Origin of the sequence: Celeribacter baekdonensis (assembly GCF_900102315.1) — a bacterium.
GTDB classification, from domain to species: Bacteria; Pseudomonadota; Alphaproteobacteria; order Rhodobacterales; family Rhodobacteraceae; genus Celeribacter; species Celeribacter baekdonensis.
The window spans coordinates 622,224-645,577 of record NZ_FNBL01000001.1; the positions used below are offsets into that span (position 1 = coordinate 622,224).

At 60.2% G+C, this 23,354-nt stretch carries 21 protein-coding genes and 2 tRNA genes; 10 read left to right on the forward strand and 13 right to left on the reverse strand.

What is annotated here, in order from left to right; all coding sequences use genetic code 11:
* Positions 1-89: 89 nt before the first annotated feature.
* Positions 90-578, reverse strand: coding sequence for a hypothetical protein (locus tag BLT54_RS03090; RefSeq protein WP_074640911.1), 489 nt, complete (start codon positions 576-578; stop codon positions 90-92).
* A 279-nt stretch (positions 579-857) separates the two neighbouring features.
* Between BLT54_RS03090 and BLT54_RS03100 the strand changes: the two genes are divergently transcribed.
* The 5 genes from BLT54_RS03100 to BLT54_RS03120 all read left to right on the forward strand — a co-directional run bounded on the left by BLT54_RS03100 (position 858) and on the right by BLT54_RS03120 (position 6,041).
* Positions 858-1,190 (forward strand): hypothetical protein, encoded by a 333-nt coding sequence (locus BLT54_RS03100; RefSeq protein WP_074640915.1) that lies wholly within the window; start codon positions 858-860, stop codon positions 1,188-1,190.
* A gap of 136 nt (positions 1,191-1,326) precedes the next feature.
* Positions 1,327-2,637, forward strand: coding sequence for a homoserine dehydrogenase (locus tag BLT54_RS03105; protein ID WP_074640918.1), 1,311 nt, complete (start codon positions 1,327-1,329; stop codon positions 2,635-2,637).
* 353 nt (positions 2,638-2,990) lie between these two features.
* Positions 2,991-3,968, forward strand: coding sequence for a class II fructose-bisphosphatase (glpX, locus tag BLT54_RS03110; protein WP_074640920.1), 978 nt, complete (start codon positions 2,991-2,993; stop codon positions 3,966-3,968).
* A gap of 140 nt (positions 3,969-4,108) precedes the next feature.
* Positions 4,109-5,851 (forward strand): single-stranded-DNA-specific exonuclease RecJ, encoded by a 1,743-nt coding sequence (gene recJ, locus BLT54_RS03115; protein ID WP_074640922.1) that lies wholly within the window; start codon positions 4,109-4,111, stop codon positions 5,849-5,851.
* A gap of 115 nt (positions 5,852-5,966) precedes the next feature.
* A tRNA-Glu gene (locus tag BLT54_RS03120) sits at positions 5,967-6,041 on the forward strand.
* Between the two features lie 145 nt (positions 6,042-6,186).
* Here BLT54_RS03120 and BLT54_RS03125 read toward each other — a convergent pair.
* Complete coding sequence (locus BLT54_RS03125; RefSeq protein ID WP_074640924.1) at positions 6,187-8,058, reverse strand: alpha/beta fold hydrolase; 1,872 nt, start codon at positions 8,056-8,058, stop codon at positions 6,187-6,189.
* 264 nt (positions 8,059-8,322) lie between these two features.
* Between BLT54_RS03125 and BLT54_RS03130 the strand changes: the two genes are divergently transcribed.
* Positions 8,323-8,397, forward strand: a tRNA-Glu gene (locus BLT54_RS03130).
* A 132-nt stretch (positions 8,398-8,529) separates the two neighbouring features.
* Here BLT54_RS03130 and BLT54_RS03135 read toward each other — a convergent pair.
* Positions 8,530-8,871, reverse strand: a complete 342-nt coding sequence (locus BLT54_RS03135; protein ID WP_074640926.1) for a hypothetical protein — start codon at positions 8,869-8,871, stop codon at positions 8,530-8,532.
* Positions 8,872-9,200: 329 nt separating this feature from the next.
* Complete coding sequence (locus BLT54_RS03140; RefSeq protein WP_074641482.1) at positions 9,201-10,967, reverse strand: PQQ-dependent methanol/ethanol family dehydrogenase; 1,767 nt, start codon at positions 10,965-10,967, stop codon at positions 9,201-9,203.
* Positions 10,968-11,184: 217 nt separating this feature from the next.
* Here BLT54_RS03140 and BLT54_RS03145 point away from each other — a divergent pair, with 217 nt between their 5' ends.
* Both BLT54_RS03145 and BLT54_RS03150 read left to right on the forward strand, forming a co-directional pair.
* On the forward strand, positions 11,185-12,174 hold the full coding sequence (locus tag BLT54_RS03145) for an ABC transporter substrate-binding protein (protein WP_074640928.1): 990 nt from the start codon (positions 11,185-11,187) through the stop codon (positions 12,172-12,174).
* Between the two features lie 5 nt (positions 12,175-12,179).
* Positions 12,180-12,842, forward strand: coding sequence for an ATP-binding cassette domain-containing protein (locus tag BLT54_RS03150; RefSeq protein WP_143026723.1), 663 nt, complete (start codon positions 12,180-12,182; stop codon positions 12,840-12,842).
* Between the two features lie 26 nt (positions 12,843-12,868).
* Here BLT54_RS03150 and BLT54_RS03155 read toward each other — a convergent pair whose 3' ends face one another.
* The 7 genes from BLT54_RS03155 to BLT54_RS03185 form a co-directional block, all read right to left on the reverse strand.
* The gene (locus BLT54_RS03155) at positions 12,869-13,279 is read right to left on the reverse strand and encodes a c-type cytochrome (protein WP_074640929.1); all 411 of its coding nucleotides are present in this window, start codon (positions 13,277-13,279) and stop codon (positions 12,869-12,871) included.
* Between the two features lie 126 nt (positions 13,280-13,405).
* Positions 13,406-14,023: a tetratricopeptide repeat protein gene (locus tag BLT54_RS03160; RefSeq protein WP_074640931.1), complete on the reverse strand. Its 618-nt coding sequence runs from the start codon at positions 14,021-14,023 to the stop codon at positions 13,406-13,408.
* Between the two features lie 87 nt (positions 14,024-14,110).
* Complete coding sequence (locus BLT54_RS03165; protein WP_074640933.1) at positions 14,111-14,902, reverse strand: ABC transporter permease; 792 nt, start codon at positions 14,900-14,902, stop codon at positions 14,111-14,113.
* Positions 14,899-15,666 (reverse strand): ABC transporter ATP-binding protein, encoded by a 768-nt coding sequence (locus BLT54_RS03170; RefSeq protein ID WP_074640935.1) that lies wholly within the window; start codon positions 15,664-15,666, stop codon positions 14,899-14,901. Before BLT54_RS03170 ends, BLT54_RS03165 begins: the two co-directional genes overlap by 4 nt.
* Positions 15,667-15,674: 8 nt before the next feature.
* Positions 15,675-16,121 (reverse strand): cupredoxin domain-containing protein, encoded by a 447-nt coding sequence (locus tag BLT54_RS03175; RefSeq protein ID WP_074640937.1) that lies wholly within the window; start codon positions 16,119-16,121, stop codon positions 15,675-15,677.
* 182 nt (positions 16,122-16,303) lie between these two features.
* A complete protein-coding gene (locus tag BLT54_RS03180) occupies positions 16,304-17,263 on the reverse strand; it encodes a YVTN family beta-propeller repeat protein (RefSeq protein WP_074640940.1) in 960 nt (319 codons plus the stop codon).
* A gap of 1 nt (position 17,264) precedes the next feature.
* The gene (locus BLT54_RS03185) at positions 17,265-18,464 is read right to left on the reverse strand and encodes an ABC transporter substrate-binding protein (protein WP_074640943.1); all 1,200 of its coding nucleotides are present in this window, start codon (positions 18,462-18,464) and stop codon (positions 17,265-17,267) included.
* A gap of 149 nt (positions 18,465-18,613) precedes the next feature.
* On the opposite strand from BLT54_RS03185, the gene pedF reads away from it, so the two are divergent.
* Both pedF and BLT54_RS03195 read left to right on the forward strand, forming a co-directional pair.
* Complete coding sequence (pedF, locus tag BLT54_RS03190; RefSeq protein WP_074640945.1) at positions 18,614-19,300, forward strand: cytochrome c-550 PedF; 687 nt, start codon at positions 18,614-18,616, stop codon at positions 19,298-19,300.
* Between the two features lie 12 nt (positions 19,301-19,312).
* Complete coding sequence (locus BLT54_RS03195) at positions 19,313-20,224, forward strand: substrate-binding periplasmic protein (RefSeq protein ID WP_074640947.1); 912 nt, start codon at positions 19,313-19,315, stop codon at positions 20,222-20,224.
* Between the two features lie 27 nt (positions 20,225-20,251).
* On the opposite strand, the gene BLT54_RS03200 is transcribed toward BLT54_RS03195, so the two are convergent.
* Together BLT54_RS03200 and BLT54_RS03205 are read right to left on the reverse strand one after the other, a co-directional pair.
* Complete coding sequence (locus BLT54_RS03200; protein ID WP_074640949.1) at positions 20,252-21,151, reverse strand: FAD:protein FMN transferase; 900 nt, start codon at positions 21,149-21,151, stop codon at positions 20,252-20,254.
* Positions 21,130-23,256 carry a 4Fe-4S binding protein gene (locus BLT54_RS03205; RefSeq protein WP_074640951.1) on the reverse strand — a complete coding sequence of 709 codons (2,127 nt, stop codon included), beginning with the start codon at positions 23,254-23,256 and terminating at the stop codon, positions 21,130-21,132. Before BLT54_RS03205 ends, BLT54_RS03200 begins: the two co-directional genes overlap by 22 nt.
* Positions 23,257-23,354 lie beyond the last annotated feature (98 nt).

Here is a 23,354-nt window from a genome sequence, read left to right on the forward strand (position 1 = left end):
TATTGCTGATCGCTCAGAAGCCTTCCCTGAAACCTTCTGCGGCCTTCCCCGCATTTCACATGGGGGGGAAGGGCACAGGGCACGGCCGATCATTCGATGCGGCCAGCGCCTGAAAGCCGTGCCGCAATCACATCGGCCATCGCTTTGCCCTGCCCAGCGGGTGTCACACCTCCGACACCGATCCGATGCCCCAAACGCCACCACAGACCCGGCACCCAAGCCCGCGGGTATTTGGGCCGGTCCTGCCCGGTTTTCAATCGGATCATAAAGCCGTTCGAGGGCTTGAACGCAAAGGTGCCGCGCTCGACGGCAGAGATCTCGTCCAACCGGCACAAAACCCGCCCGCCCTCTTCGATCAAAGCCTCTTCGGTCAAAACCAGCCCCCGCCCAGTCGCCCGCCACACCAGCCAGGCAAAGGCAAAAGCCAGCACAGCCATTGCCAAAAGCAAGGCGATCCACCCCATCCCAACCGCCTCGGGCCGCGTCGCGACCCAGACAAGCAAGGCCCCCAATGCGGCCAGCATCATTGCGGCACTGGCGCGTCGGGCGGGTGAGGGCGTGAGGGTAAAATCGGACATTTGGGGTGCTCCTGTTGGGGCTTTATGGGGCTTTGGCGCGCACGCTCATCACCAGCGCCGCGCCAGAATCGCGCCAGAATCGCGCCGTCAAACGCTGTACAAGCTTGCGATGCCTTGCAATGCCATGTGATGCAATGGGCCTTTTGCCATTCACCTGTGCCTCAGGTTCATTGCAAAAGGCTTTAGCGCAAAAGCCGCAGAACGCAAAGCCATCTTGTTCCGAAGCGCCGCAACGCGTAAAGCAAACCAAGTTTTTCTTGCGGACGGACCCTGCCAATCATGTTGCGCCATCGCCCCTTTCGCTGTTTTTATCTGGCCTTGCCTCTCACGGCTGCGCTTGCGGGCCTCTCTGGCTGCGCCGATCGTCCGGACCTGTCGGGCCGTGTGGCCCCGGTCGATACGACCCTGCCTTGGCCAAACCTGTTGAGCGCGCCGATGATCAGTGCCACCACCCCCGCGGACGAGGCCGGCACAGAGGCCGCCACGGCTTTGGCGGGAAGGGCCGCGGCTCTGGCGGCGCGGGGACGTACCTTGTCAAAGACCCCGGTCCTGACACAGGCCGAACGCGCCCGCCTGATGGCCGCTCTCGCCCGCGCAAGCGCCCCCTCTTAACCGCCCCTACGCGGTGTGTCGGCACCTGTTCTGCCATTCTGCAAAGCCCATGGCGCGGTGACCGCCATCACAGTTGCACCTCAGGTCATTCACCGCTATCAGAGCGCACATATTCTTTTGTGATGCGGAGCCTCCCATGCCGAAAACCCCTTCTGAAACCGCCCCCTTGCGCCTCGGGATTGCGGGTCTCGGCACCGTTGGCGTTGGCGTGATCAAAATCATCCAGCGCAAAGCCAATCTTTTGGCCCAACGCACCGGTCGCCCCATCGTTGTCACCGCCGTCTGCGCCCGTTCGCGCGACAAGGATCGCGGCGTCGACATGTCCCATTACGCCTGGGAAGACGATCCGGTCGCGCTTGCCCTGCGTGATGATGTGGATGTGTTTGTCGAACTCATGGGCGGCTCCGATGGCCCCGCCAAGGCCGCAACCGAGGCCGCTTTGGCCGCCGGCAAAGACGTGGTCACCGCCAACAAAGCCATGCTCGCGCTCTACGGCCAAGACCTTGCCCTGCGCGCCGAATCCAAGGGCGCGGTGCTGCGCTTTGAGGCGGCAGTCGCGGGCGGCATTCCGGTGATCAAGGCCTTGACCGAAGGCCTCGCGGGCAACCGCATCGAACGCATCGTTGGCGTGATGAACGGCACCTGCAATTACATCCTGACACGGATGGAAAACGAAGGCCTGTCCTATGACGAGGTCTTCGCCGCCGCCAAGGCGCTTGGCTATCTCGAAGCCGATCCGACGCTTGACGTGGGCGGCATTGACGCCGGTCACAAGCTCGCGTTGCTGGCCTCCATTGGCTTTGGCACACAGGTCGATTTTGAAAACATGGTGCTTGAGGGCATCGAACGCATCACCATCGAAGACATCCACCACGCCGCCGATATGGGCTTTCGCATCAAACTTTTGGGCGTGGCCCAGATGACCGGGCGCGGCCTTGAACAGCGCATGACGCCATGCCTTGTCCCCGCCACCTCGCCTTTGGGTCAGTTGGAAAACGCCACCAATATGGTGGTGCTTGAGGGCGATGAGGTCGGTCAGATCGTGCTGCGCGGCGCGGGCGCGGGCATGGGCCCCACCGCCTCTGCCGTCATGTCCGATGTGATCGACATTGCGCGCGGTGTACGCATCCCGACCTTTGGCGTCCCTGCCGATGTGTTGGAAAAATCCACGCCTGCCGTCGCCGCAACCCCTGCGCCCTATTACTTGCGCATGTCCTTGCTCGACAAACCCGGCGCTTTGGCCAAAATCGCCGCCGCCTTGGGCGATGCGGGTGTCTCCATCGACCGGATGCGCCAATATGGCCAGGAGGCCAATCCCGAGGTCGCGCCGGTATTGATCGTCACCGATGCCACGTCGCGCAAATCCTTGGACGTGGCGTTGGACGGTATGTCGCAAACCGGCGTTTTGGCCTCTGATCCGGTTGCCATTCGCATTGAATCGGTGTGATCCCTATTGAATCGATGTGACCCATGTCGATCTGACAGGTCTTGAACGGCCCTGTCGACCTGTACTGCGAACGGCTTGACCCATCCTTTTGGGCCGAGCCGTTGCATGCCCTCTCCAACATCCAGTTCCCCCAACACCGCCGCGCTCCAAAGCGCCAGCGCGCGCTCAGACACCGGTGCCTATCTGAGCGGCGATTGCGGCAAGTTGACGTAATTTTGTTACGTCTCGCCAATAAGTTAGCGCAAACAACGCCCTGTTAGCGCACACAGATGCGCGCCCGCCTTGCCCCGCCGATGAACATATGGTCATGAGGGGGAGACCTTCCAATCCGTCCGTCGAAAAAGGACCATCCCATGTCAAAACCCATCGCTTTTCATGACCGAATGCTGTCGCTCGGTCTCGCCCGCGTCGCCGAACAGGCCGCCCTCGCCTCCGCCGATTTCGTTGGCAACGGTGACGAAAAAGCCGCCGACCAAGCCGCCGTGAACGCCATGCGCGAACAGCTCAACTCCCTCGACATCAAAGGCGTTGTGGTGATCGGTGAAGGCGAGCGCGACGAAGCGCCGATGCTCTACATCGGCGAAGAGGTTGGCACCGGCGAAGGCCCCGCCGTGGACATCGCGTTGGACCCGCTCGAAGGCACGACATTGACCGCCAAAGACATGCCGAACGCGCTCACCGTGATCGCCATGGCCCCGCGCGGCACCTTGTTGCATGCACCGGATGTGTACATGGACAAACTGGCGATTGGGCCGGGGTACGCCAAAGACGTGATCAGCCTTGCCATGTCCCCGACCGAGCGTGTCGAAGCGCTGGCCAAGGCCAAAGGCGTGCGCCCGAACCAGATCAATCTCTGTGTCCTTGAACGTCCCCGCCACGAAGACCTGATCGCCGAATTGCGCGCCACGGGCGCGTCGATCCGCCTGATCACCGATGGCGATGTCGCCGGTGTGATCCACTGTGCCGAGGCCAAAACCGGCATCGACATGTATATGGGGTCCGGCGGCGCACCCGAAGGTGTTTTGGCGGCTTCTGCTTTGAAATGCATGGGCGGTCAGATGTGGGGTCAGCTTTTGTTCCGCAACGATGACGAACGCGGCCGCGCCACCAAAGCCGGCATCACCGATTTCGACAAAATCTATTCGCGTGACGAATTGGTCACCGGCGACGTGATCTTTGCCGCCACCGGCGTGACCGATGGGTCCATCGTGTCGGGCATCAAACGCGAGCCGGGCTATCTGACCACGGAAACCATCCTGATGCGTTCCAAAACCGGCTCTGTGCGCCACATGACCTACCGCAACCCGATCTCGAACGCGCACCAGCTCTAAGAACACGCCTGCTTTAAGAACACACCTAGGCCTCGCTCGCAGATGTCTCATCAGAAAGGCGGCTCTTTTGGGGCCGCCTTTTGCATATGCCCGGCCGCTAGTATTTGCAACTGACCCAGCCATGGGCGATAAGCTCAGCCATGAGCGATTTTTTGGATGTCACCACCTCTTTGACCGCCCGCCGCTGGGTTGGCCCCACCGATGATCTGATGCGTCAGGCGGAGGCCTTGGCCCAGCACACCGGCTTGCCCGTTGCCCTGTGCCAAACTCTGGCGCGCAGAGGCGTGTCGGCAGAGGAGGCCGATCGGTTTTTGGACCCGAAGCTCAAGGACCTTCTGCCTGACCCTTTGACATTGAAAGACATGGGCCAAGCCGCCGCGCGGTTTTTGACGGCGCTGAAAGCCCGCCAACGCATCGCGGTGTTTGCCGATTATGACGTCGATGGCGGCACCTCGGCGGCGCTGTTGTTGACGTGGTTGCGTGACATGGGGCACCACGCCACGCTGTATATTCCCGACCGAATTGATGAGGGCTATGGCCCCAATGAACCGGCCATGGCGGCACTGGCACAGGATCACGATCTGATTGTTTGTGTCGATTGCGGCACGCTCTCTCACGGCCCGATTGCGGCGGCACAGGGCGCGGATGTGATCGTTTTGGATCACCATTTGGGCGGGGAGACCCTGCCCGACTGCGTCGCCGTGGTGAACCCGAACCGCCAGGACGAGAGCGGCGATCTCGCCCATCTCTGTGCCGCCTCCGTGGTGTTTTTGATGCTGGTCGAGGTCAACCGACTGATGCGCGCCGAGGGGCAAAAAGGCCCCGATTTGATGGCGGCGCTCGATTTGGTGGCGCTGGCCACGGTCGCCGATGTCGCGCCGCTCATTGGCGTGAACCGCGCGCTGGTGCGGCAAGGGCTTAAGGTCATGGCCGGGCGGCATCGCATCGGGTTGCGCGCGCTCGCCGATGTGGCCCGGATGGACACCGCGCCGACCTCCTATTCGCTTGGGTTTCTCTTGGGCCCTCGGATCAACGCCGGTGGTCGAATTGGGGCTGCGGATTTGGGCGCGCGGCTTTTGGCAACCCAAGACCCGATTGAGGCACAGGCGCTGGCCGAACGGCTGGATCAGCTCAACACCGAACGGCGCGAGATCGAAAACGCCGTGCGCGAGGCGGCGATTGCGCAGGCTGAGGCACGCGGGCTTGACGGTCCGCTGGTCTGGGCTGCGGGCGAGGGCTGGCATCCCGGCGTGGTCGGCATCGTCGCCTCCCGCCTGAAAGAATCGTCCAACCGCCCCGCCATTGTCATCGGCTTTGACGGCGATGAGGGCAAAGGCTCTGGCCGCTCGATCTCGGGTGTCGATCTGGGCGCGTCGATCCAAAAACTGGCCGCAGAGGGGCTTTTGGTCAAAGGCGGCGGGCATAAAATGGCGGCGGGTCTGACCGTGATGCGGGACAAATTGGAACCCGCGATGGCGCGCCTGTCCGAATTGCTTGCCAAACAGGGCGCGGGCGACGGCGGACCAGCGGATTTGAAACTCGACGGGATGCTCATGCCCGGCGCCGCCACGATTGACCTGATCACCCGGCTTGAGGCCGCAGGGCCGTTTGGGGCCGCCGCCCCTGCCCCGCGCTTTGCCTTTCCGTCCTGTGCGATCCATTTCGCCCGACGCATCGGCGAAAGCCACCTGAAAATCAGCTTTTCCGACGGGCTGGGTCCGCGTTTGGAGGCGATTTGTTTCGGTGCCTATGATGGCCCTCTGGGTCCGGCGCTTGAATCGCATGGGGGCGCGCGTTTCCACTTGGCCGGACGGCTTGAAATCAACACTTGGGGCGGGCGACAGTCGGTGCAATTGCGCCTTGAGGACGCGGCCCGAGCGTGAACGCCCGCGTGATGCATCCTCGCTGTCACCAAGTTGTAAGATTCTGCCGCCAATGCGCAAAATTCCTCTTGCACCCACGCGGCTGCCCGTCTAAACACCCGCTCACACCAAGCGCGGTCCATTCGTCTATCGGTTAGGACGCCAGGTTTTCAACCTGGAAAGAGGGGTTCGATTCCCCTATGGACTGCCACTTTCCCCCGCACATCTGTGAATGACATATGGCACTGTGAACGGTGTCGGTCTTATGTTGTCTGTCCTGATCGCGAGGCGGAGACTTGAGGGCGACGAATGCGCCCTTGTCTTCTCTCCCTCGTCTTCTCTCCCTCCTCTCCCAGTCACGCCTGAAACACATAGGTTCCGGGTGCCGCGCAAATTGGCGCATAGCCCGCCTCGGCACGCCCCATCGGCGGCACATCCCCCAGCGGGCCGGAGCGCTCTTTCAGCCACTGCGCATGGGCGGTCCACCAAGACCCATCCTGCGCAGGCACTGCCTCTTGCCACTCCTCCGCGTCACGGAAGGGCGCATCAAACGCCGTCGTCGCCATGCGGAAATGGCGGCCCGGATGGCCGGGTTCGGTGACGATCCCGGCGTTGTGCCCGCCATTGGTGAGGACAAAGGTCACATCGGCGTCGGCAAAGCGATGGAATTTATAGACCGATTTCCACGGGGCGACATGGTCATCCTCGGTGCCGACGGCAAAGATCGGCGCGCGGATGTCCGAGATCGCAATGGGCTTGCCCGCCACCTCATAGCGCCCTTCGGCCAGATCATTGTTCAAAAACAACTGGCGCAGGTACTGGGCGTGCATCGTATAGGGCAAGCGCGTGCCATCGGCATTCCACGCCAAAAGATCGAACATCTTCATCCGCTCGCCCATCAGATAGTCATGCACATTGCGCGACCAGATCAGATCGGCCGAACGCAACAGGCGAAAGGCACCGCCCATCTGCTCCGTCGACAAATAGCCCTGATCCCACATCATATCTTCGAGAAAATTGACCTGACTGTCATTGATGAACAGGGTCAATTCGCCCGCTTCGGTGAAATCGGTTTGCGCGGCCAAAAACGTCAGCGTGTCAAACCGTGTGTCGCCATCGCGCGCCATCGCTGCCGCCGCAATCGCCAAGAGCGTACCGCCAAGACAATAGCCCAGAGCATGCACATGATCGGACCCGGTGATCGTCTGAACCGCATTCAAAGCGTCCATGATGCCCATCGCACGGTAATCCTCCATGCTCAGATCACGATCCTCTGCCTCCGGGTTGAGCCAAGAGATCATGAACACGCTAAACCCCTGCCCGGTCAAAAATTTGACCATCGAATTTTCGGGCGACAGATCGAGAATATAATATTTCATGATCCAGGCGGGCACGATCAGGATCGGCTCGGGATGGACCTGATCCGTCGTCGGCGCATATTGGATCAGCTCGATCAAGCGGTTGCGATAGACCACCTGACCGGGGCTGGTGGCCAGATCGCGACCAAGTTGAAACGCCTCAAGTTCGGGCGATTTCTCTTTGGTCACATAGCGTTTGACGTCTTCGCCAAAATTGCGCGCCCCGCGCACAAGGTTCATGCCCCCCTGCGCCAGCGTCGCCTGCAAGACTTCGGGATTGGTCAGCGGCAAGTTTGACGGCGACATCATATCAAGCATCTGACGCGCCAAAAACGCCATCACGTTTTCATGCTGTTTTGTCATGCCCGGCACATCGGTCACCGCGTTGTGCCACCATTGTTGTTGCAACAAAAACGACTGATACATCATATTGAACGGCCATTTCTGCCAGGACGGATCGCGAAACCGGTGGTCCTGTGGCAGGCTTTCGATACAGGGCTGCACATCCGACCCCGCCAGGCACCGCCCGGCATATTGCATCTGGCGACGGGCCTTTTTCCCGGCCTTCTCAACCAGTTCCACTTGTTTGCCGGGTGCCGTTGCCAGATGGGTCAGCCAATCCGCCCAAGCCGCCGCCAGAGCCGTGGGGGCAATGCCCATGGTCACCCGCGCCAATGCGGCATGGGCCGTCTTGTCCATCACGTTATAGACGCTGAGATCCAGATCTGTGTCGCGTTGCGGCGTGAGATGAGGCTTTGGCACCATGGCCATGCTGTCATGCGTCACATCCGCCGCCACCAAAGTGATCTTGGCCGCAGGCTTTCGAGGGGAATTGACTTTGGGTGTCGTCGTTTTGATATGGCTTGGCATTGCATCCTCCACTCACTCAAGGCGGGATTGCCCGCAGCTTGCGCCAATCTTGCCGTGTTCTACGGTGCAGGACACTGATTTCAGTCAAACCCCATCCGTCTCAGCCCAATTCCGCCACAGCGCGGGTTTTCATGCCGCGCCCTTTCCGCTGTTGTCCTCCGTGAACGCGGCGTGGTTTGCGTGCAGACAGAAAAATACAAATCGGTTCAAAACCCTCTTGCGCTTCGCTCTCATGCCGTCTAATTAGCCGCCTACCAAAAGCGCGGTCCATTCGTCTATCGGTTAGGACGCCAGGTTTTCAACCTGGAAAGAGGGGTTCGATTCCCCTATGGACTGCCATATTATTCTGTAACATGTTGATTTTGCTGCGAAATTTCAAAGCACCAGAATCCTACTACAGAACTACTACAGCGAAAAATCAGCCCATTTGACTTCCGAAGCGCCGGAGCCGATTACGCGAACGTGAACGGGCTAGGCGTGTCGCCACACCTTCACGGCAGAAATCAACAGGATTGCGGCAAGCGCGGGAAGCAAGACCCCGCTGGGGATCACGCCCAAAAGGTGCCCGCCGATGAACGTGCCGACGATGGAACCCGCAGCCATGACCAACAGGAACGCCCGGTTGCGCCCAAGAACGGCGAAGCTTTGGTCGCGGCTGTAGCGGGCGAAGCGAAACATTCCGATCAAAACCGGAAGCCGAAATTCGGCCCCGCCAAGGCCGATCAAACCGCCAAGGGTTCCAATAGCTGCGCCGCCTATGAAGGCTGCGGGCTTACTGCGGTTCGGGGCTTCGGCGTCGGTTTCTTTCATCATACCGATATAGCTACACGGACATTTCGAACATGCAACGAAAAAGACCCCCGAAACCTTGCGGCAACGGGGGTCAGGTAGCTTCCGTAGTGGCCCTGCGGAAGAACTTAAAAGGCCGACGCCATGATGCCCACAATCAAGCGGTCGGCGGCGGGGGTCACGCCCGCGGCAAAAGCCGCGTCGCGCCCGATCACCTCTTGACCCCGGTGCATCGGGCCAAAGCCGGGTACGCATTTGCCAATGTGACGTGACGCTCAGAACACACAGAAACCCCGCCACGGTGAACCGCAGCGGGGCCAGGGGTGCATCGGCACCGATTTACGAAACTGGTATCAGTTCGCCATCGCAAGTTGTTTCGGCAATTTGAAGGTCCAGACCGTGCCACCTTGGTTCAGGTAGTTGACCTTTTTGGCGACTTCACCGCCCCAAAGCGGAACTGCGCCACCCCAGCCGGAGACAATGGTGACATACTGTTCGCCGTCCATTTCAAAGGTCACAGGCTGACCAACGATGCCGGAGCCGGTTTGGAACGACCAAAGTTTCTCACCAGTCTCATCGTCGAGCGCGATGAATTCCCCTTCGGGCGTGCCAAAGAATACAAGACCGCCTGCCGTGGTCATCACACCGCCCCAAAGCGGGGCTTCGTTTTGGAAGTCCCATTTGATCTCGCCGGTTTCCGGCTGAATGGCTTTCAAAGACCCGATGTGGCTTTCAAAGATCGGTTTGATGGTAAAGCCCGCGCCAAGGTAAGCCGCGCCTTTTTTGTAGGAAATCGGTTCGTTCCAGATGTCCATGCCCCATTCGTTCGACGGCACATAGAACAGGCCGGTCTTTTGGCTGTGCGCCATCGGCATCCAGTTTTTGCCCCCCAGGAAAGACGGGACGGAGAACACCATTTCGCCCTTTTCCGCCTCAAGCGGATTGCCCGGACGAGCCTCTTCGACGTAGATCGGACGACCGGTTTCATCAATCCCTTTGGCCCAGGTGATGTCGGAGACAAACGGGGTTGCGTTCACGAACGCGCCGTCTTCGCGGTTCAACACGTAGAAAAAGCCATTGCGGTCGGCGGTGGCGAAGCGTTTGTTGCCGTCTTTGTCGGTAAAGGCCACAACTTCGTTCACCCCGTCAAAGTCCCAGCCTTCGCGCGGCGTGGTCTGGAAATGCCATTTGATTTCGCCGGTGGCCGGATCAATGCCCAAACGCGATGCGGCGTAAAGGTTGTCGCCAGTGTTGCCCTCAACCGGTGTGCCTGCGTTGCGCAGATGCGAATTCCACGGCGCCGGGTTGCCCGTGCCAAAGACCAGCGTGTTGGTGTCGGCATCATAAGAGCCACCAAGCCAGGTTGCCCCGCCGCCGGTTTTCCACATATCGCCCGGCCATGTCGCATTCAGCGTCCCGGTCATGGTCGAGTCTTCGCCATTGAGCGTGCCCATATGACCTTCGATCACCGGACGTGTCCAAACCATTTCACCGGTTTCCGCATCCCGCGCCTGCACTTCGCCGACGATACCAAATTCACCGCCGGAGTTGCCGGTGATGACCAGACCGTTCACAATCAACGGCGCGGCTGTGTAGGAATAGCCTTCCTTATAGTTGGCGATCTTTTTGTTCCATTTCACATCGCCGGTTTTCAAATCCAGCGCCACGATGCGCGCGTCCAACGTGCCGAAATAGATGTTGTCACCATAGATCGCGCCGCCGCGGTTGATCACGTCACAGCAGGGCAAAATGCCTTCGGGCAGACGGGCGTCATATTGCCAGATTTCTTTGCCGTTGGTCATGTCGATCGCATAGAGGCGCGAATAGGACCCGGTCACATACATGATGCCGTCATGCACCAAGGGCTGGGTCTCTTGCCCGCGCTGCTTTTCGCCACCAAGGCTAAAGGCCCAGGCCGGAACAAGGTTTTTCACGTTGTCTTTGTTGAGCGTCTCAAGCGGCGAATAGCGTTGCAGATCACGCCCCATGCCGTTGGTCAAAATATCGCCCGGTGTGTTGGCGTCGTTCAACAGATCCTCTTCGGTGACGCCCGCCAAGGCGCCCCCCGCAAGACCGAACGCCAGAACAGCCGCAGATGCGGCAGATAGAAACCTGTTCATGTGTTTTCCTCCCATGGATGACCAGATGCGCGATCCCTCCTGGACCCGCGCAGATAAAGCCTGACCAATGATCATCAAAGCGAGGCCCTGTCCGAAATTGGCCATTGGTCGTAGGTCCCATGCGACCTCGGGGCCTTTTCCCATCCTTTGGTCGTATTGTGCCACGCCCGCGCGCTCCTACTCTGAGATCAGGCTCTGAGATCAGGGAGGATCAACCATGACCAAGTTCACCAAAGGCCTCGCGGCCCTTGCCACAGCCGCGGCTTTGAGTGCCGCCGTTTCCGCGCCGTCCAAGGCCGAAGATCTGCCAAAACTCAAAGCCGCGCTGCAAATGTCCGGCACCGTCGCCTGGGAGGTGGACACCATCCACCATTACGGCTTTGACACCGCACAGGGCTTTGCCCTTGAGGCGCTTGATGTCGCTGGCTCCCCCGCCTCGCGCGTGGCCTTGGCGGCGGGCGAAGTGGATATGATCGTCGCGGATTGGCTCTGGGTTGCGGCCCAGCGTGCCGAGGGCAAGGATTACGTCTTTGTCCCCTATTCCAAAGCCGTTGGTGGCCTCTATGTGCCCAAGGACAGCCCCGCCCAGACGATTTCCGACCTCAAAGGCGGCAAAATTGGCATTGCTGGCGGGCCAAGTGACAAAAGCTGGCTGATCCTGCGCGCCTTTGCGGCCCAAACGCAGGGGCTCGATCTGGCTGCCAACACCGAACAGGTCTATGGTGCGCCGCCTTTGATTTTTAAATCCGCCCTTTCCGGCGAATTGGACGGGGCGATTAATTTTTGGCATTTCGGGGCCAAAATGGACGCCGCCGGAATGCGGCTTTTGACCTCCACCTCCGAGGCCGCCGTGGCGCTTGGGCTGAATCCCGACACGCCGCTTTTGGGCTATGTGGTGCGCGGTGAGGTGTTGAAAAACCACCCGGAACTGGTCGCCGGATTGGCCGCCGCGTCACGTCAGGCCAAAGATCTTTTGGCCACCGATGACGCCGCATGGGATCGTCTGCGCCCGCAGATGAATGTCAAAACCGATGCACAATTTGCGGCGCTCAAAGCCGGATGGATCGACGGCATTCCACCAAAGGGTCCGGTGTCTGACGCGGATGCGGCCAAGATGCTCGATCTGATGGCACAGCTCGGCGGCGCGGATTTGGTCGGCCAAGCCACGACGCTGCCTGAGGGCACATTCTACCATCCCGGCACATGAATGTGATGACGATCACCGCGCCCAATGCCCCCGCTCCCGCACGCCCACAGGCAAGCCCGAGTGGGGGTGTCCATGTGGATCTGCGCTCGGCCCATGCGGGGGGGGTGCACATCCTCGGGCCGATTTCGTTTTCGATCGCGCCCGGTGCGTCCCTTGCCCTCGTCGGCCCCTCCGGCGTTGGCAAATCAACGCTGTTGCGGGTGATTTGTGGGTTGCATTCCGACTATGACGGCACCTGCGAACGCCCTGAGCGCATCAGCACCGTGTTTCAGGAACCGACCCTTTTGCCCTGGCGCAGCGCCTTGGACAATCTCACCCTGACCACCCGCATCGACGCGTCGAACGCGCGGCAGTGGTTGACGCAGGTGGGGCTTTCCGATCATGCCGATCTGTTTCCCGGCCAGCTCTCTTTGGGCCAACAGCGTCGCTTGGCCTTGGCCCGCGCCTTTGCCGCAGCACCCGATCTTTTGCTGATGGATGAGGCTTTTGTGTCGCTGGACCCAAGGCTCGCCGATGAGATGATGCGCCTGTTTGAGACCCTGCGCGCGCATCATGTCACCACGACGATTTTGGTCACTCACGACCCAAAAGAGGCGGCGCGACTGTCTGACCGAGTGTTGATCCTTGGCGGGCGGCCGGCACAGGTGCAGACCGCCGAACGCGCCTAAAACAAGGTCCGTTTACACGGGTCGGATCATTCGGAAATCGACGCCAGATAGGTGACGATGAAATCCTGAACCGTCGCGTCCACAACACCGACATGACGCATTTTCGTGCCCGGCACCAAGCCGTCATTGTCTTCCATCCACGCCCGGATCGCGCCTGCGGTCCAGGTGAAATTGGCGTTTTTCAGGGCGTCCGAATAGGGATAGCCCTCAAAGCTGCCGGCTTTGCGCCCGATCACCCCGGTCAACAACGGGCCATAGCTGGCGCGATCCGCATCGACCGAGTGACAGCGGTGGCATTCCTTGTCAAAAAACTCTGCCCCGGCGGCGGTTTTGATCGCGTCATATTCACCCGCCACCGCTGAGGCACCAAGCGTGGCGGCAAAGATTGCAGGGATCAGGGCAGTGGCAAATGTGGGAGAAAATCGAATGGCTTTCATGGCGGACTCCTATGGCATGTTCACCGCCAAGATCGCCCGTTCCGCCGCGCAAAGTGTTGATGTACATCAACAAAGCCCCCCGACATTGGTCGCAGCCCACCTACGACTTTGGTCGTAAGGCACGCTTTAGAACAGGTTCAAATAGCGCCACTCATCCGCATCCGGCGTCACCTCGTCCAAATCATACTGCGCGCTCTGCAACCGCTGCGCCACGTCCAAACCGTCCCGCGCCGCCTCATCGACCATGGCGCGCCCTGCCGCCTCGTCGCGTGCCACGCCCCAGCCGCGCATCAAATCCAGCCCGTGATTGAACTTGCCAACCGGATCGCCGGCCTCCGCCGCCTTGCGGTTCCACTCCGCCGCAGCCGCCAAATCCTGCGGCCCGCCAAGACCACGATCATCGAGCTGGCTCATCCATGTCATCGCCCCGGTCCAGCCGTGATCGGCACAGCTTTTAAACAGCTCGCGCGCCATCTCGTGACGGCCGGATTTGGTCACCAAATAGCCCTGCGAACAAATCACCATCCCGGTGTCGCCATTGCGGATGCTCTCCATCACCTGCGCCATCGACATCTCATGCGGATTGAGCGTCCCCTGCTCGCTCACCTCGGTGTCGGGGCCAAGCTCCATGGCTAAATCTTGGGCCAAATCTTGGGCTAAATCTTGGGCTAAATCTTCGGATAAATCTTCGGCCCAAACCGGCGCTGCCATGGCAAGCGCCATCACCAAAATTGCTGATCTCATGTTAAATCCTCCCATGCCCATGCTGCCAGAGCACGCGGCTTTGTCACATCCGACCAAAGTGTCGCCTTTTCTACGACCTAAGCCGCTCTACCCCTTGCGCCCCATCGTCCGCTTGCCCGGATCATAGCCCCAAAGCGCCAGCGCCATGAACACCGCCACAGCCGCCACGGTGATGGCCCAATCCACAGGATCGGCCTTCAGGTAAAGCGCAAATCGGATCGTCTCGACCCCGTGCGAAAACGGGTTCAGCGCGCAAATCCACCACAAAAGTTCAGAGGCCTCGGCCATTTTCCAAAGCGGGTAAAGCGCGGTGGAGAGGAAAAACATCGGGAAAATCACGAAATTCATCACGCCGGCAAAGTTTTCCAAGCTGCGAATGGTCGATGAGAGCGCAATCCCCAAAGCCCCCACCATCAGCGCGCATAAAAACATCGCGGGCAAGGCTGCGACATAGCCCATCGGCGCAAATCGGATGCCGTAAAGCGCGCAAATCGCCAAGAATACAACGGCTTGCAACACCGAAATCACCGCCCCCGCCACCAGTTTGCAACTCAACAGCCACCAGCGCGGCAAGGGCGCGGTCAGCAAAAGCCGCATCGTGCCCATCTCGCGATCCATCACCAAAGAGAGCGAAGATTGCATGCCGTTGAACAGCAAAATCATCGCGCAGAGCCCCGGCACGATGTAGGTTTCATAGCTGATATAGGTCTCATAAGGCGGCGTGATCGACAGGCCCAAAGCCGCACGAAACCCCGCCGCAAAGACAAAAAGCCACATCAAAGGCCGCACCAAAGCGGCGATCATCCGGGCGCGTTGGCCAAAAAACCGCAACGCTTCACGGTGGCAAATGGCAATCAGGGCGATGATATAGTGCCTCATGCGGGCTGTCTTTCGCCCGCCAACCCGCCAGCCAACCCGCCCGCCAACCCGCCAGTGAGTGCGAGGAAATGTTGGGTCAGCTCCGGCCCGACCCGTTCGGCCACACCGCGCTCAATCACCCGTCCCCGATGCAGCACCACCAATGCATCCTGCGCATGGACCTCATCGGTCAAATGCGTCGCCCAAAGTACGGCGAGCCCGCTGTCGCGCGCCAATTGATGCACATGGGCGACCAAATCTGCCCGCGTTTGCGCATCCAAGCCCACGGTCGGCTCATCCAGCAACAAAACCTCGGGCCGGTGCATCAAAGCGCGGGCAATTTCCAGCCGCCGCCGATGCCCGCCATTGAGATCGCGCACCCGTTCCGAGCCACGTTCAACCATCGCCAACCGCTCCAGCGCCTCAGAGGCGGCCAGTTTGGCGGCGCGCCCGGTGATCCCGTGCAGCCCGGCGAAATACAACATGTTGCGCCAGACCGTCAGATCCAGATCCAGCGTCGGCTGTTGAAACACCACACCCATACGCGCCAGCGCCTTGAGCGGGGCACAGCTCATGTCATATCCCGCAACCTCCACCCGGCCCGATTTGGGCGCAAAAAGCCGGGTGAGAATGCCAAAAAGCGTTGATTTTCCCGCACTATTTGGTCCCAGAAGGGCACAGAACTGGCCGGGGTCCACCGAAAAACTCACTTGGTCCAAAGCGGGCGGATGATCGGAACGTCCGGCGTAGCGATGGGTGATTTTATCAACGACAAGCCCGGTCATGATGTCCCCTATTCGATTATGATTTCAAGGCGTTGCAAATCGCCTTTTGCTTTGGGCACATGCAAATCATAGGTCCCGGGCTTGATCGCGACAAACCCGATTTCCATCACCCCCGCCTCATCAAATTCGACGCTGTCAATCCCCAAGGGGCGGATTTCCAAGCCTTCGATGACGATCTCGTCAATCCAGATGGCGCGGAAAAACCCCGCCCCCTCAAGGCCAAGTTCTTGTGACCCGTCGGCTTCGATTTCGATCTCGTAATAGGTGCCGGATTTGAGGTGCAACGGGGCGTCGGCCAAGGGTTGGCCTGCGGACAAAAGGATCGGCGGCAGGGTTTCGGAATTGCTTGCCGACAGGATGCCGGCCATGCCGAATTTTGCGTCATCATCGCCGTCATCATCGGCCAAGACGGGACTGGCTGCGATCAACGCGATGGCTAAAATTGGGAAACGCATAGTAAAACTCCTTTTGGATATGGTGTCACGGATTGGGGCCGAATGGCGGCCCGCAGATCTGGTTAGGGCCGCATGGCGGCCCGCATAGCTGATTAGGGCCGCATGGCGGCCCGCATATCTCATCAGGGCCGCATGGCGGCCCGCATATCTCATCAGGGCCGCATGGCGGCCCGCATATCTCATCAGGGCCGCATGGCGGCCCCCCAGGGAAACCGCCCAACCTTGATGGATTTGATTGCCTCGCGTTTGGCCACATCAATCACCGTCACATCGCCGCTCACCCCGTTTGTGGTGAACAAAAGCCGATGATCCGGGCTAAAGGCCATGTGCCAGACCCGCCGCCCGGTCAGGATATAGCCCTCGACCTCAAACGTCTCCGTGTTGACCACGGCAACATGATTGGACGGCCCAAGGGCGACAAAGGCGGTCTTTTGATCCGGGGTCAGTTCGAACCCTACCGGCTGGATCAAATCGGGATGCACCCCTTTGATCTCAAAATGGATTTTGCCGATTTCATTCTGATTCCCGGCGTCAAACACCGAAATCGTCCCGCCGATCTCCGAACTCACCCAAAGCTCGGTCCCGTCTTTGACGAATTCAGCATGGCGTGGACGGGAATCAACCAAGGTGTTGGCGTAAATCTCATGGCTCTCGGTGTCGATCCAATGCGCCATATTGGTGGTCTCGGAGGTGGTGATCACCGTCTTGCCATCGGGCGATACGGCCATGCCTTCGGGTTCAATCCCAACGTTGATTTGCGCCACCACAGTGCGGCTGTCGACATCGACCACCGTGGTCACCGCATCATCTTCGTTGGCGATCCACAGGTGCCGGTCGTCCGGGTGCAACACGAATTGCTCCGGGTCCTCGCCCGAGGGCAGATCAAACAGGATCTCACCCGTTTCCGGGTCCATCACCTGCACCGCATCACTGTCAGAGGCACAGATGTAAAGCCTTGTGAAATCGGCATTAAACGTGATCCCACGCGGGCGTTCACCGGTCTTGAGCGTGCGGATCACCTCCAATGTGTCGATGTCGATCACCGACAGCGTGTCGTCCTTTTCATTGCTGACCCAAATCTCGGCGGCCAAGGCGGGCTGCGCCAAACAGGCGGTCAAAAGCCCCGCATATATCACTTTCATCTTACTCTCCAAAGGCATGACATTCACTTTCCGGCTGATCTGTTCCCAACGTGTCCAAAGGGTTCTGCGGGTGTTCAAACCCCTCCAAAGGCGCTGCCACCACCTGTGCATGGGCATTCACCACCGGCACGGGTTGGCGCATCTGGCCGTTCCAATTGCGAAAGCTCAAAGGGCGGCCCTGAAACCCGGCCAATTCAAACCCATCGGACAAAAGATAGGCGCTCAGCGCCGTCTCCTCTGTGCTCCCGGTCCGCGTCACGGCTTCGCCCAGGGCGCGCACCGCCGCCCAGGCCGCATAATCGCGCGGTGTCATCACGCGCCCAGTCATATCGGTGAACCGCGACTGAAGCTGCGCCGCGCCCCATTGTTCGATCACCGGCGCCCAGGCCACAGCGGTCAAGCCGCCCGCCCCCGCCACCGGGCGCGGCTCCCAGGTGTTGTGTTCGATGTAGCGGGCGAAATCGTCATGGGCGTCGGCGATCAACACCACGTCATGCGATTTGAACCCTTGGGTCAGCAAAGGCACCTCGCGGCTCGCGGCGCGCCGCAGATCGCTGTCAAATGTCCATGTCGCCTCTGAGACGATCTTAAGCCCGAATTTCTGCGCCGCCTGACGGTAAGTTTGCGCCCGTACCCCATCCTCGGGGGTCGGCCCCACAATCATCGCCAGCTTCGTCCAGCGTTTGCTCAGCAAAACCTGCATCAACGCATCCGCCGCCATGCCGTCTTCCAAGGCCGTGTGCAGCATGTTCGCGCGGCACAACGCCCCGCGCAACGCCACATCACCACTGGCCGCATTGATCAGAATCGCGCCCTTGGCCTCGGCCAAATCCGCCACAGCCAGCGCCGCCTCAGAGGACATGTCCAACACCACAACGCGGGTCTTGGCCAACATGTCCCGCGCCGCCGCCGCGACATCGGCCGCGGGGGCCTCAGGCGCAAGACTGACCACATCCAATGCATAGGAATGGCCTAAAAACCCGCCCGTCGTCTGGTTGTCCTTCACGCCAAGTTCGGCGCCCTCAATACCACGCCGCTCCGGCACCGGGTCCAACCCCGACAACACCGGATGCGCGGGCTCTTCGAGCCGCAAATAGCCAACCGTCAAATTCAGTTCAGCCGCCTGCACGCCTGTCTGCACGCAAAGCGCACAGAGCAGTCCGGCAGCCGCCACACGAAATGTGCGCCGCATATGTGTCATTGTCGTCCTCCCGTGGTCTCACCTTAAATTCGGGCCCTGCTTCGCCGAAATGGGACCAAGGTCGCATGACGGTTTCGGCAGTTGCACCAAGGTCGAATAGCGCATGGTGCAACTGCGGCGATATTGCTTGGGAAACTTGGGAGGATCCTATGAAACGTACTGCTTTGATTGCCGCGCTCACCGCCGCCACATTCGCCACATCCGCCTTCGCACATGGCGATGTCACCCCGCAGGCGATCAACACCGACATGTTGCCCGATGTCGGGGTGGAGGGCGAAGATTGGTTGATCGAAAACCCCTATCGTGCCGAGGCGGCGGGCGAAGAGGTCTGGCTCAAAGCCATCGAAATCGGCTCCTCCGGGTTCAACCAAAACTGTGCTCGCTGTCATGGGCTTGGGGCCGTCTCCGGCGGTCTTGCCCCCGATCTGCGCTATCTTGAGGCCGCTGAATATGGCGACGAATGGTATGTGGAACGGTTTCAATTGGGGATGACCCAAAACGGCGTGACCAAAATGCCCGCCTTTGGCGAAATTCTGGGTCAAAAAGCCGCCTGGGCGATCCGCACCTATATCGAAACCCGCCCCGATGATGGCGCTTTGGACAGCCACATGACCCGTTTGACCGAAATCCGAGATCACCTTTTGGCGGGCGATATTGATGATCCGATGGCTCTCAAAGAAGAGCTGGGCATGATTGCTGCCGAAGTCGAAACCGGGTCCGGCGCGCCCGTCGCCGACAGCATCGCCTTTAAGGCCTCAAACAGCCTGTCTGATGATCCAGAGACTTGGAAACACACAGCGGACCTGTTGACCGTTGGCCTGTCTGCCGCGCATTAAGGGTTTGTTTCCATGAAACATTCCCTCTTTGCTCTGACCTTTTTGACCGGTCTCGCTTCTGCGGGGCCGGTTTTCGCCCGGTGTGAGGATGTGGTGCCGCAACTGCGACCGCAAAACACCTTTGCCCAGGACATTGGCCGCGATTTCGACACGATCATCGACGAGGGTTGGATCGAATTTGCGCTCTACGAAAACTTCGCACCTTGGTCCTTTCTCAAGGACGGCAAACCCGCAGGCATCGACGTTGAGATCGGCACGCTCATCGCCGAAGACCTCGGTGTCACCCCACGGTTTCGTCTTGTTCAGGCTGATGAAACGCTTGAGGGCGATCTACGCAATTACGTTTGGAAAGGGGCCGCCGTGGGTGGGCGCGTCTCCGATGTGATGTTGCATGTACCCTATGATGGTGAATTCGCCTGCCGCGTCGAACAGGCTGTTTTTACAGGACAATATGCGGCGGAAACCCTCGCCATCGGCTATAGCCTGACCGACTACCCCGACCCGGATGACATCCCGACGCCGGCCTATTTCCGCTATGACACCGTCGCGGTCGAAAACGACAGCATTTCGGATCTTTACCTCGCCTCCGTCGGGCGCGGCGTGGTGTCCGATGCGATCCACCGCTACCCCAGCTCAGACCGCGCCGTCTCCGCCATGTTGGCAGGCGACACCATGGCCGTCATGGCCCCTTTGGCGGTGATCGAAGCCGGGATCAGCGCGGATGAGACCCATGGATTTGCCGTCCATACCCCACCGCTTCCTGGTCTGGTGCGCTCTAAATGGACCGTTGGCATCGCCGTCAACCAACAGCATCGCGATCTTGGCTATGCCGTTGATTACGCGATTGAAAAGGCGCTCTCAGATGGGCGTATCCCGGCCATTTTTGCCACGCATGGGCTGAGTTTCCTCCCCCCTGAGCGTTAAGACCATAGATCGGACCCTTGAACACGCTCACAGCGTTTCAAGGTTCCCTTCAAAGTCAATCATCATCACAGGCCCCAGATCAAGCCGTTCGCAGACCCGCGCCATCTGATCGCGCGGCATCAGGCAAAACGCGGTCGAAATGGCATCCGCAAGCGCGGCAGACCGCGCCTCCACCGTCACCGTCGACCACAGCGGCACGCCACCTTTGGGGTGCAGAATATGGGTTTCATCCCCCACCTGCATCGCGCCGGGGCTGGAACTTGCCACCGCGCCATCCGTCAGGCTCAGGCGGCCAAGTTGCCCCGCCGCGGGGTCGGACACACCCAAATGATAGGGCCCGCCCATGGCACGAAATTCACCCATATTGACCAACGCGTGATCATAGCCACGCCGCCGCAAAAGCGCGGTGATCCGGTCGGTGGCATAGCCCTGCGCTATGCCGTTGAGGCAAAGCTTTTGACCGGGCGCAAGGCGCACATGACTGCTGCCGATCTCGACATGCTCAAAGCCGATCAAAGCCCGCGCCTCCGCCGTATCGCGCCCCTCGACAAGGGCCTCCCAAAGCGGCTGAATCGTCGGATCAAACAGGCCCTCACTGGCCAGATGCACCCGGCGCGCCAGCCGCAAAATCTCATGCATGTCCTCGCTCACCGCAATCCGCCCGCGGGCGTTCAATTGCGACAGTTCTGAGCTGGGTGAAAAGATCGAAAACCGCGCTTCGATCTGGCGCAGTTCTTGCACCACCGCGTCCAAATCCTGTTGCACCTGAAGCGCATCGCTCGACAGTTCAAGTGAGACCTCGGCACCAAAGGCCTGCCCACTCCACACCTGCGTTGCGGCGCGCGCCGCACTGGCCAGCCCCATCGCCGGGGCCGAGGCGCAGAGGGTTAAAAACCGGCGGCGGGTCAGCTGAGATTTGGCGGGCATGTGGCACGCTCCTGTCGTTTGGCGGCCAAGATCAGCGGCACGCATTGGCGCGGATCGTCATGGATTTTGACGCAATCAAGGCATTGAAAACATTCGTCATACTGGATTTCTCCGGTCTTTTTGATCGCACCATAGCGGCATTTGACCCGGCACAATTGGCACGGGCTACCGCAGGCCTCGCGCCGGGCAATCCAATCGCGCCCGCGCAACAGGCCGCCAATCGCCATGACTGCGCCCAAAGGGCAGACATATCGGCAAAACCCTTTGAAAAAGACGAGGCTGAGCCCCAACCAAAACGCGGCATAGGCAACGTAATACCATTCGCGGACGAAATAGACGGTGACGGCGGTTTTGAACGGCTCTATTTCGGCGGCTTTTTCGGCATAATTGGGGGCGGCAAATGTCACCGCGATGACGCCAAAGAGCGCCAGATATTTGATTTTTTTCAAACGGTTGTCCCAGTCATCCGAGACCTTGATCTGACGGATATCAAGGCGTTTCCCGACATGGTGGAGCAACTCCTGCATCGCACCAAACGGACAGAGCCAGCCGCAAAACAGACCCCGCCCCCAGAGCACAAAGCCAAAGATCGCCACGGCCCAGATCATCAGCGAAAATGGATCATAGAGCAGCACCGAAAAAGAGCCTTGTCCAACGGCGGCGCGCAGGCTGGCCAGGACGGTGACAATCGACAATTGTCCCTGCCCCCACCAGCCGATGAAGACGATGACAAAGGTCAATATCGTCAGGCGGATGGCGGTGAAATTGGGCCGTGCGGCAAGGCGGGTCATGCCGGGGCCGACAAGGAACAACAGCCCGGTCAGAACCACGGCCAAACCGATCAAATCCGCCCGCCGGTTGAGCGCCGCTTCGGCCCATGCGGGCAGCGGTTTGTGCGGTTTTGAGACTTCGAAAAACCGCTCCGGCGCGGCGTAGGTCAGGGCGAAATGGGTGTCGCCCAAACGCGGTTGAAAACTGCCATGGGCGCGCACGGCTTGCACCCGCAACTCCCAGTCTGAGATTGGATCAAAGCCCAAACGCCGGTCCGCCCGAAGGATCATCGCCACCCCGGCCTGTGTTCCGGTCTGTGTTCCGGCCTGTGGCACATCGGGGGCCAATTCGACCAGCAAATCCGCATCGCGCAGCGCCACGGGCAAGCCCCCCTGCTCCGCCGAAAGCCGGTCTGGCGCGGTGTTGCGCACGAAATCCTCGGAGACCAATCCATGCCGCCCCGCCTCCAACATCAGCAAGGGTTCCGCCTCAGGTGAGACCGCCAGAAAATGTTGTAAATCGCTCAGCGAGTCGTCGGACAACACCGCCCGTGCGACCGCAGGCGGGCCCAGATCCACCAGCCAGAGATCAAGATAAAGCCCCTCTGGATCGGCCTGCGCCTCCGGGTCATCATCGGCCCAAATCGTCCCGGCAAAGGCGGCGTCTACTTCGGCATTGCTGACCCGCAACGGCTTGGCGATGCCCTGATCGACCAAATCCTGCCAGATCAATGTTTCGCCATCATCGGGCTTGGGACGCGCGGGCGGCGTTTGCGCCAGCCCTTGCATTTTGTCGCGCGCCACCGAAAGCGCCGCCGCCAAAAGGCTTTCATGGGCGATGCGGACACTGGCCGTCGCTTTGGTCACGCCGTCCAAATAGACAAGGTCCGATCCGCCACCGCCGCTGGCCCCGTAAGGCACGCCGACAACAAGGCTTTGCGTGATCGCAAGGCCTTTATATTGTTCAATAAACTCTCGAAACGGCGCCTCTCCAAGGCCTGACACAAACACCGGCTCGCGTTGCGATACCAACCGCACGTCCAAGAACACGCCGCTTGTGTCCATCAACACCAACATGTTGATCGGCGCGCCGGAAAACCCCGGCAAGGGCGCGAGCGGGCCGGTTTCAAACACATAGCCGATCTCCGCGCCGCCGGAATTCAACAACTGATACACGCCATTGTCGGAGAGGCTTTCACCCAAGGCATAGGGCGGGATGATCATCGCCTCAACCTCCGCGCGGGGCAACGGATCGGGGGCTGCCGCCGAGACATGCATCGGGGCAAGCAGAACGGCACAAAGCAGGGCCAGAATGAGGGCGTAACGTGTCATCATATGATGACGCTAACGGGGCATGGGGCGGCGTTGAATACGACCAAGGTCCAGAGCGCTCTAGGACCCGGACGGCGATAGGATCAGGGCCGGGAGGATTG